The 9,519-nt window shown below is 76.1% G+C and carries 8 protein-coding genes; 6 read left to right on the forward strand and 2 right to left on the reverse strand.

Going from position 1 to position 9,519, the window contains the following annotated elements; all coding sequences use genetic code 11:
• Positions 1-2: 2 nt before the first annotated feature.
• Entirely contained in the window at positions 3-881 is an 879-nt protein-coding gene (locus ACFT41_RS31440; protein WP_377614093.1) for a pentapeptide repeat-containing protein, read from the reverse strand.
• A 329-nt stretch (positions 882-1,210) separates the two neighbouring features.
• Between ACFT41_RS31440 and ACFT41_RS31445 the strand changes: the two genes are divergently transcribed.
• Genes ACFT41_RS31445 through ACFT41_RS31455 form a run of 3 tightly spaced genes read left to right on the forward strand, consistent with a single transcriptional unit; the run spans position 1,211 to position 4,509 of the window.
• Positions 1,211-2,725 (forward strand): flavin-containing monooxygenase, encoded by a 1,515-nt coding sequence (locus tag ACFT41_RS31445; protein WP_377589934.1) that lies wholly within the window; start codon positions 1,211-1,213, stop codon positions 2,723-2,725.
• A gap of 27 nt (positions 2,726-2,752) precedes the next feature.
• Positions 2,753-3,676: an SDR family NAD(P)-dependent oxidoreductase gene (locus ACFT41_RS31450; protein WP_377589935.1), complete on the forward strand. Its 924-nt coding sequence runs from the start codon at positions 2,753-2,755 to the stop codon at positions 3,674-3,676.
• Complete coding sequence (locus ACFT41_RS31455) at positions 3,673-4,509, forward strand: alpha/beta fold hydrolase (protein ID WP_377589936.1); 837 nt, start codon at positions 3,673-3,675, stop codon at positions 4,507-4,509. Before ACFT41_RS31450 ends, ACFT41_RS31455 begins: the two co-directional genes overlap by 4 nt.
• Positions 4,510-4,555: 46 nt before the next feature.
• Here ACFT41_RS31455 and ACFT41_RS31460 read toward each other — a convergent pair whose 3' ends face one another.
• Positions 4,556-6,010: a cryptochrome/photolyase family protein gene (locus ACFT41_RS31460; RefSeq protein WP_377589937.1), complete on the reverse strand. Its 1,455-nt coding sequence runs from the start codon at positions 6,008-6,010 to the stop codon at positions 4,556-4,558.
• Positions 6,011-6,234: 224 nt separating this feature from the next.
• Here ACFT41_RS31460 and ACFT41_RS31465 point away from each other — a divergent pair, with 224 nt between their 5' ends.
• The 3 genes from ACFT41_RS31465 (at position 6,235) to ACFT41_RS31475 (ending at position 9,480) form a co-directional block, all read left to right on the forward strand.
• Positions 6,235-7,587 (forward strand): nitrate/nitrite transporter, encoded by a 1,353-nt coding sequence (locus tag ACFT41_RS31465; RefSeq protein WP_377589938.1) that lies wholly within the window; start codon positions 6,235-6,237, stop codon positions 7,585-7,587.
• 178 nt (positions 7,588-7,765) lie between these two features.
• Entirely contained in the window at positions 7,766-8,854 is a 1,089-nt protein-coding gene (locus tag ACFT41_RS31470; protein ID WP_377589939.1) for an S-(hydroxymethyl)mycothiol dehydrogenase, read from the forward strand.
• Entirely contained in the window at positions 8,851-9,480 is a 630-nt protein-coding gene (locus ACFT41_RS31475) for an MBL fold metallo-hydrolase (RefSeq protein ID WP_377589940.1), read from the forward strand. The genes ACFT41_RS31470 and ACFT41_RS31475 overlap by 4 nt, the downstream gene beginning before the upstream one ends.
• Positions 9,481-9,519: the final 39 nt, after the last annotated feature.

Consider the following 9,519-nt stretch of genomic DNA (forward strand, 5'->3'; position numbering starts at 1 on the left):
GGTCAGCGGCGGCGGCCCCGGCCGGCCGGCGCGGCGGAGAGCCGGCGGGTCGGGGCCGCCGGCGGCGGCCAGTGCGCGGGGCGGGTCAGCGCCGCGGCGAGCCCGGTGCGGTGGTCGCCCCGAGCCGCGTCGACCTGCGACTGGTGCACGAACAACGCCCCGCGCAGGTCGGCCCCGCGCAGATCCGCGCCGCGCAGGTCGGCGCCGGTGAGGTCGGCCAGCGTGAGGTCCACGCCGCGCAGGTCCGCCCCGAGCAGCACCGCGCCGCGCAGGTTCGCCCCGACCAGGTCGGCCCGGCGCAGGTCGGCGGCGACCAGCACCGCGCCCCGATGGTCCGCGCCGGCCCGTGCGCCCCGGATCTGGTCGCTGACCTGGGTCAGCAGCGGATTCACCCGCCCCCGGTGGGCGTCGACGTCCACGGCGAGCAGTTCCTCGGCGGTGCCGCCGGCCAGCCGCCGGGTCTGCGTCAGCGCCGCGTCCAGCTCGACGCGCAGCGGCCCCGGCGGAGTCAGCGCCACCGCCTGCGTCAGATACCACAGCAGCTCGTGCAGCGGACGCATCACGGCGAACACGTCGAACATGCGGGTCGCCTCCCGTGGGGCGGCCCGCCAGTCCCGGCCGGCGAAGGTGACCTGGGCGACCTGCTGGCCCGCCCCGAAGCAGTCGAAGACGGTGCACCCGGCGAAGCCGCGGACCCGCAGGTCCCGGTGGATGCCGCAGCGGAAGTCGTCGCCGAGGTTCGGGCACGGCCGCCCGGCCGGCTTGTCCACGGCGAAGTCCGATGAGGCGGCGAAGGCGGGCGCCACGCAGCACAGCCCGAAGCAGCGGGCGCAGTCCGCCCGCAGCTCGTCACCGGGCCCGGGCGGGGCTGTGTCGGACACGTCGGGTCCCCCTCGAAGACGCCACGACGGCGCCGGGACGTCCCGGCGCCGCCTTCATTATCCGGGCCGACCGGGCCGCGGTGCTGCGCGGCGGCTCCCGCTACGCCGTCGTACGCGGCCACGGTGTGCTCCGCGACCTGGCGCGCTGCGAGAAACGCCGGTGTGGTCGACGAGGCCGGCCCCGGGACGGAACACGTCACGCCGGGCCACCGCAGCTCGTGCGGCGCCACCGCCTATCGCGCCACCCGGGCCGCCCGCCGGCTGGGCGTTGACCGCCGTCGACGGTGCTGGATAGTGTCCGGTTGAGCGCCTGCGACGGGAGACGTGTCATGGCCTGCGACCACGTCGACGTGCTGATCGTCGGCGCCGGCCTCTCCGGCGTCGGCGCGGCCTGCCACCTGCGCCGCACCTGCCCCGACAAGACGTACGCGGTGCTGGAGGCGCGCGGCGCGATCGGCGGCACCTGGGACCTGTTCCGCTACCCGGGCGTGCGGTCGGACTCGGACATGTTCACGCTCGGCTACTCGTTCAAGCCGTGGACGAACCCGCGCGCCATCGCCGACGGCGAGTCGATCCGCGCCTACGTGCGCGACACCGCCCGCGAGTACGGGGTGGACGAGCACGTCCGGTTCCACCACCGGGTGCTCGCCGCCCGGTGGGACAGCGCCACGGGTCGCTGGACGGTGCGCGCCCGCCGTGACGACACCGGCGAGGACGTCACCGTCACCTGCGGTTTCCTGTTCGTCTGCTCCGGCTACTACCGCTACGACGCCGGCCACACCCCGGACCTGCCGGGCGTCGACTCCTACACCGGGCGGCTGGTCCACCCGCAGCACTGGCCCGCCGACCTCGACCACACCGGCGCGCGGGTGGTGGTGATCGGCAGCGGCGCGACCGCCGTCACCCTCGTCCCGGCCCTCGCGCAGCGCGCCGCCCACGTCACCATGCTCCAGCGTTCACCCACGTACGTCGTCGCGTTGCCGTCGCGCGACGTGCTCGCCGACGCGCTGCGGCGCTGGCTGCCGGCGAAGGCCGCGTACCTGGTGGTGCGGTGGAAGAACGTGCTGCTCGGCACCGCCACCTTCCAGCTCAGCCGCCGCGCCCCGACGCTGGTCAAGCGGTTCCTGCGGCGCGCGGCGAAGGGCCGCCTCCCGGCCGGCTACGACGTCGACCGGCACTTCTCGCCCCGCTACGACCCGTGGGACCAACGGCTGTGCGTGGCCCCCGACGGGGACCTGTTCACCGCCCTGCGCGCCGGCCGGGCCGACGTGGTGACCGACCTGATCGACACGTTCACCCCCACCGGCATCCGCCTCGCCTGCGGCGCCGAGCTGACCGCCGACGTCGTCGTCACCGCCACCGGGCTCAATCTGCTCGCCCTCGGCGGCATGACGCTCACCGTCGACGGGCGGGCCGTCGACCTCGGCGCGACGGTCGCCTACAAGGGGATGATGCTGTCCGGGGTGCCGAACTTCGCGATGACCATCGGCTACACCAACGCCTCCTGGACGCTCAAGGCCGACCTCGTCGCCACGTACGTGTGTCGGCTGCTGCGGCACCTGGACGCCACGGGCCAGCAGATCGTCACCCCGCTGGCCCCTGCCGGCGGCCCGCTGGAGCCCATCATCGACCTCGCGGCCGGGTACGTGCTGCGCAGCGTCGACGTGTTGCCCAAGCAGGGCTCGTCCGCGCCGTGGCGGCTGCACCAGAACTACGCCCGTGACGTGCTGCTCATGCGGCACGGCCGGCTCACCGACGTCGGCGTGCGGTTCTCGCGCGCCCCGCAGGCGTCCACGACGCACCGACGCGGCCCGGCCCGCCCGGCCGGCACCGCCGTCGGCTGACCGGGCGCGAGGCGAAGGGAGATCGACGTGCGCAGGTTCGACTTCGCGGCCGGCACGGCCGTGGTCACCGGGGCGGCCGGCGGCATCGGCGAGGCCCTCGCCGACGGTCTGGCCCGGCGCGGCACCGACCTGGTGCTGCTCGACCGTGACGGCGACCGGCTCGCCGCCGTGGCCGCCGCGCTGCGCGCCGCCCACCCCGACCGGCGGGTCACCACGTTCGTGGTCGACCTGGCCGACGCCGCCGCCACCGCCCGGGTGGCCGAGGAGGTCCGGCGGCGGCATCCGCGGCTGCGGCTGCTGGTCAACAACGCCGGCGTCGCGCTGGGCGGCCGTTTCGACCAGGTCACCCTCGACGAGTTCGGTTGGGTGATCGACGTCAACTTCCGGGCCGTGGTGCAGCTGACCCATGCCCTGCTGCCCGCCCTGAAGGCCGAGCCGGGCGCGCACCTGGTCACCGTGTCCAGCCTCTTCGGGCTGATCGCCCCGGCCGGGCAGGCCGCCTACTCGGCCAGCAAGTTCGCCGTGCGGGGCTTCACCGAGGCGCTGCGCCACGAGCTGGCCGGCGACGGGGTCGGGGTGACGTGCGTGCACCCCGGCGGCATCCGTACCCGCATCGCTGCCGACGCCCGCGTCGGCAGCGGCGTGCCCACCGAGGAGTACGAGGCGGCCCGCCGCCGGTTCGAGCGGCTGCTGTCCATCGACCCGGCCACCGCAGCCGAGGCCATCCTGCGCGGTGTGCGGCGGCGTCGGGGTCGGGTGCTGATCGGCTGGTCGGCGCGGCTGCCCGACCTGCTGGCCCGGCTCGCCCCCGCCGGGCACGGCCGGCTCCTCGCCCTCGCCGCGAAGCGAACCGCCGCCGGGCCCGCTCCCGCCGTTGCCGCACCGGCGGCGAACCGACCCGCCGGGACGGCCGCGGCGGTGCCGGCCGACGGCCCGGGGGAGCCGGCGTGACCGGCCCGGTCGACACCGTCGTCACCGTGCGGGGACGCGTCGCCCGCTGCCGGGTCGCCGGCGACGGCCCGCCGGTGGTGCTGCTGCACGGCATCGGTCGCACCCTCGCCGACTTCGCCGAGTTGCACGAGCGGCTCGCCTGCGACCACCGGGTGGTCAGCCTCGACCTGGCCGGGCACGGCGGGTCCGCGCCGCTGGACGAGCCGCACACCCTGCCGGCGCTGGCCCGGGCCGCCGCCGACTGCCTCGACGCGCTCGGCGTGCACGGCCCCGCCCACCTGGTCGGCAACTCCCTCGGCGGGGCGGTCGCCATGCGGCTGGCCGTCGACGACCCGGCCCGCGCGGCCAGCCTGGTGCTGGTCGCCAGCGCCGGCTTCGGCCGGGAGGTGACGATCGCGCTGCGGCTGCTGGCGCTGCGGCCGCTGGGCCGGCTGCTGCTGCGGCCGAACCGGGCCGTGATCCGGCGCACCGAGCGGGCCCTGTTCAACGACCGGCGGCACGTCACCGCCGCCCGCCTCGCCGAGGCCATGGCGGCGGCCCGGCGCCCGCACGCCGCCCGGGTGATGCGTGAACTCGTCGGCAGCCTCGGCACGTTGCGGGGCGTCGCCGGGCCGTGGCGTCAGGAACTGCTCGACGCGGTGGCCCGGCTGGACCTGCCCGTCCTGGTCGTCTGGGGCGACCGGGACCAGATCCTGCCCGCCGCCCACCTCGACGCGGCCCGGGCCCGGCTGCCCCGGGCCCACACCCACCTGTTCGCCGACACGGGGCACCTGCCGCAGATCGAACGGGCCGAGGAGTTCCACCGCCTCGTCACCGGCTTCTGGGCGGGGTAGGCCGCCGAGCGGCCGCGTGTGCACCGGCGCGCCGGGCGCCGCCGCGTCAGGGCGGGCTGCTGCCGCGCTTGTCCTCCTGCGCCAGCACCGCGTCGCGCAGCTGCGGATCGTCGCGTTCGGCCAGCTCCGCGGCCAGCCGCGCGTCGGCGGCGAGCCGGTCGCGGTTGCGGTGCAGGAACGCGTCGAAACCCCCGGTGTACGGGCAGGCAAGGTCGCCCAGCGTCGTCTCCGGCTGGTACCGGCAGCCGGTGCAGTAGTCGCTCAGCTCGTCGACGTACCGGCCGTCGACCGCGTACGGACGGGTGTCGACGCGGCCCAGGTCGGCGTGCTGGCTCATGCCGATCACGGTCGCGTTCATCGCCCAGTCGGTGCCGTCGACGAAGCAGTTCCGGAACCAGTCCGCCAGCTCCGCCGGCCGCCAGCCGCGCTGCAACGCGTAGTTGCCGAGCACCAGCAGGCGCTGCGCGTGGTGCGCCCAGGCGCGGTCGCGGACCCCGGTGAGCACGTCGGCCAGGCAGCGGGCCTCCACGGCGTCGGCGTCCAGGTCGGCGAACCAGCCGGGCAGCGGCTCGGTCGCGGCCAGCCAGTTGGCGCCCCGGTGGCCCGGCTCGACGTACCAGTAGAGCTGCCAGAGGAACTCCCGCCAGCCCAGCAGCCCCCGGATGAACGGCTCCACCGCGGACAGCGACGCGGCCCCCGCCCGCCAGGCGCCCTCGGCGGCCCGGACCGCCTCCGCCGGGTCGAGCAACCCCAGGTTGAACGACGACGACAACACGCTGTGGGTCAACAGCGGGTCGCCCGCGCTCATCACGTCCTGGTAGCGGCCGTAGTCGGGCAGCCGGTGCGCCACGAAGTGGCGCAGCCGCGCGTCGGCCTCGGCGTGGGTGGCCGGGTAGCGGCGCGGGCCGTCGCGGCCGACGAACCGCACGCCGTCGCGCTCCCAGCGGTCCAGTTCGTCGCGGACCTCCGCGTCGATGGCGTCCTCCACGATCGGTGGGGGAGCCGGCGCCACCAGCCCGGCGGCGCCGTCGGCGCGGCGGGGCCGGCGGGGGACCCGCCCCGGCGGGCCGTCGAACACGCGGTGCTCGCGCCGGGCCCAACGGTAGAAGTCGGACACCCGCAGCGGCCCCCTGCGGTCGGCGTCGGCCCACGCCGCGAAGTCTTCCCGGTGGGTGAGGAAGCCGCGTGGCGGCAGGACGGTCAGCCCCGGCACCGAGCGGGCGAAGGCCAGCCCGGCCCGCGACGGCGGGTGGCAGACCTCGACCGGCCCGTCGACGCGCTGCAGGGCCTCCCGGAACGTGCCGGCACGCACCAGCAGGGCCCGGTCCCCCAGCTCGGCGGCGCGGTGTCGCAGCGCGGAGAGCAGCAGGTGCGCCTTCTGCCGGTGCATCGGGCGGCGCCGGAACAGCTCCCGGGCCTCCACGAGCAGCACCGGCTGCACCGCATCGTCGAGGAAGTGGGGCCCGAGTTGATCGGCGAGCAGCCACCGGCGGGAAGACATGTGTCGATTCTGCCCAGTCGGTTCCGATGCCGCCGCCCGGCACCGGCGTGTCCGCCGGGTGGCGCACGCCACAGCGCCGCGCGGGTGGCCCGCACCACGTTGCGTCCGCCCGTGGCGGACGGCACCCCGACCGGCGCCCATCATAGAAACATGACGCATCCCAGCACGGTGGCGGGTGCCGCCGGTCCGCCCTGCGGGCCGAACTCGCCCGCCGGCCGGACCGGATGCGCGCGGCCCACGCGGCCGGCGACGTCACCGCGCTGATGGCCGTCGACCGGGCGCTCCACGCCACCGTCGTGGAGGCCGCCGCGCCGGGCCGCCGGGCCGCCGGGGTCTGGGCCGTGGCCCTGGGCGCGTACGTGGCGGCGGTGTTCCACCGCAGCTCGCTGGGCGTCACCGGGGTCGACGCCGCGCACCGCTTCGACATCAACGCCTCCGCCCTGGCCACCCTCACCGTCGCCCAACTCGCCGTGTACGCGGCGATGCAGGTGCCGGTGGGCGTGCTACTCGACCGGTACGGCTCCCGCCGGTTACTCGTCGCCGGCGGCGCGCTGATGGTCGCCGGTCAGCTCTGCTTCGCGGTCGCCACCGACGTCGGGCTCGCCGTCGCCGCCCGGGTGCTGGTCGGCCTGGGTGACGCGATGACCTTCATCAGCGTGCTGCGCATCGTCGCGTTCTGGTTCCCCGGCCGGCGCAACCCGATGATGGTGCAGCTCACCGGCACCCTCGGTCAGCTCGGCGCGGTGCTGGGCGCCGTGCCGCTGGGCGCGCTGCTGCACCACGCGGGCTGGACCCCGGCGTTCCTCGGCACCGCCGCGCTCGGCGCGACCGCGCTCACCGCGGTCGTCGCGGTGGTCCGGGACGCCCCGCACCGCGGGCACGCCAGCGTGCCCGCGCCCGACCTGACGACGGTACGCCGGCAGCTGGCCGCGGCCTGGGCGCAACCCGGCACCCGGCTGGGCCTGTGGACGCACTTCGTCACCCAGTTCTCCGGCGCGGTGTTCGCCCTGCTGTGGGGCTACCCGTTCCTGGTGCAGGGGCAGCGGATGGCGCCCACCGCCGCCGCGTCCCTGCTCACCCTGATGACCCTGGCCAGCCTGGCGGCGGGGCCGGTCGTCGCCCACCTGTGCGCCCGGTACCCGCTGCGCCGCTCGGTGCTCGTGCTCACCGTCACCGCGGCCACCGCCGCGGTCTGGGCGGTGGTGCTCGCCTGGCCCGGCCGCGCCCCGGGCTGGCTGCTGGTCGTGCTGGTACTGGTGCTCGCCGCGAACGGCCCCGGCTCCGTCATCGGCTTCGACTACGCCCGCACCTTCAACCCGGCCAGCCGGATCGGCAGCGCCACCGGCATCGTCAACGTGGGCGGCTTCGTCGCCTCGATCGCCCTCGTGCTGGCCGTCGGGGTCGTCCTGGACCTGGCCACCCCCGCCGGCCGGGCCGCCCCCGACCTGGCCGCGTTCCGGTGGGCCTTCGCCACGCAGTACGCCCTCTGGGCGCTCGGCGCGGTCCAGGTGCTGCGCTACCGAAACGCCGCCCGCCGTCGCCTCGCCGCCGAGGTGGCACCCCGGCCGGCTGGCTGATCCGGTCCGGGCCGCCCCGCCGGTGGGAACCGCCGCCCGGTGGTGGGCCCCGCGAGATGATCGGCGGTAGTTTCGCCGTGGAGCGTGATCGGCGTGGGCGTCCCCGTCGGTGCGCCCCGCGTCGTCGGCCGGGGCCCGGTGGCGGCGACATCGACAGCGCGTGGAGCAGGAGGAGATCGTGAGCCAGGAAGTCCGGGGAGTCATTTCACGGCGCAAGGGCGCGCCGGTCGAGGTAACCACCGTCGTGGTGCCCGACCCGGGGCCCGGCGAGGCGGTGGTCCGCGTCCAGGCGTGCGGGGTGTGCCACACCGACCTGCACTACCGCGAGGGCGGCATCAACGACGAGTTCCCGTTCCTGCTCGGCCACGAGGCCGCCGGGATCGTCGAGCAGGTCGGCGACGGCGTCACCGAGGTCGCCCCCGGCGACTTCGTGGTGCTCAACTGGCGGGCCGTGTGCGGGGTCTGCCGCGCCTGCCGCCGGGGCCGGCCGTGGTACTGCTTCGCCACCAACAACGCCGCGCAGAAGATGACGCTCACCGACGGCACCGCGCTGTCCCCGGCGCTGGGCATCGGCGCGTTCGCCGAGAAGACCCTCGTGCACGCGGGGCAGTGCACGAAGGTCAACCCGGCGGCCCGGCCCGCCGCCGTGGGCCTGCTCGGCTGCGGGGTGATGGCCGGCCTCGGCGCGGCCATGAACACCGGCGGCGTCACCCGCGGCGACTCCGTGGCCGTCATCGGCTGCGGTGGCGTCGGTGACGCCGCCGTGGCGGGCGCCGCCCTGGCCGGGGCGACGACGGTCATCGCGGTGGACACCGACTCCCGTAAGCTCGACTGGGCCCGCAGGTTCGGCGCCACCCACACCGTCGACGCCTCGCAGGACGACCCGGTGGAGGCGATCCGGGCCGCCACCGGCGGCTTCGGCGCGGATGTCGTCATCGACGCCGTCGGCCGCCCCGAGACGTGGAAGCAGGCGTTCTACGCCCGCGACCTCGCCGGCACGGTCGTGTTGGTCGGCGTGCCCACCCCGCAGATGACCGTGGAGCTGCCGCTGCTGGACGTTTTCGGCCGCGGCGGCGCCCTCAAGTCCAGCTGGTACGGCGACTGCCTGCCCAGCCGCGACTTCCCCCTGCTCACCGAGCTGTATTTGCAGGGCCGGCTCGACCTGGACGCGTTCGTCTCCGAGGAGATCGCCCTGGACCAGGTCGAGGAGGCGTTCACCCGGATGCACCACGGCGACGTGCTGCGTTCGGTGGTGGTCTTCCCGTGACCGCCCGCGTCGACCACACCGTCACCTCCGGCACGTTCTCCCTCGACGGGCAGACCTTCGACGTCGACAACAACGTCTGGGTGATCGGCGACGACAACGAGTGCGTCGTCGTCGACGCCCCGCACGACGTCGACGCGATCCTGCGTACCGTCGGGGGCCGCCGGGTGGTGGCGATCCTGGCCACCCACGCCCACGACGACCACGTCCGGGTGGCCCCGCAGCTCGCCCGGGCCACCGGCGCGCCGGTGCTGCTGCACCCCGACGACCGGGTGCTGTGGGACATGGTGCACCCCGACGTGGCCCCCGGCGGCGAGCTGCGCGACGGCGCGACGGTCGAGGTGGCGGGCACCGACCTGCGGGTGCTGCACACCCCTGGCCACAGCCCCGGGGCGTGCAGCCTGCACGCCCCGCAGCTCGGTGTCGTCTTCACCGGCGACACGCTGTTCGCCGGCGGTCCGGGCGCCACCGGCCGTTCGTTCAGCGACTTCGGCACCATCGTCGAGTCGATCCGGACCCGGCTGCTCACCCTGCCCCCGGAGACGGTCGTGCACACCGGGCACGGCGACAGCACCACCATCGGCGCGGAGGCGCCGCACCTCGCGCAGTGGCTGGCCCGGGGCCACTGACGGCCCCCGTGCGCCGGTCGGCCGGGGCCAGCCCCCGGC

The sequence above is a fragment of the Micromonospora sp. NPDC057141 genome, from assembly GCF_042670805.1.
GTDB lineage: Bacteria > Actinomycetota > Actinomycetes > Mycobacteriales > Micromonosporaceae > Micromonospora.

Excerpts from the sequence above, each read along its gene's own strand:
- ACFT41_RS31465 (WP_377589938.1), top strand. The coding sequence starts at position 6,235 with ATGCGCGCGGCCCACGCGGCCGGCGACGTCACCGCGCTGATGGCCGTC.
- ACFT41_RS31460 (WP_377589937.1), bottom strand. The coding sequence starts at position 6,010 with ATGTCTTCCCGCCGGTGGCTGCTCGCCGATCAACTCGGGCCCCACTTC.
- ACFT41_RS31445 (WP_377589934.1), top strand. The coding sequence starts at position 1,211 with ATGGCCTGCGACCACGTCGACGTGCTGATCGTCGGCGCCGGCCTCTCC.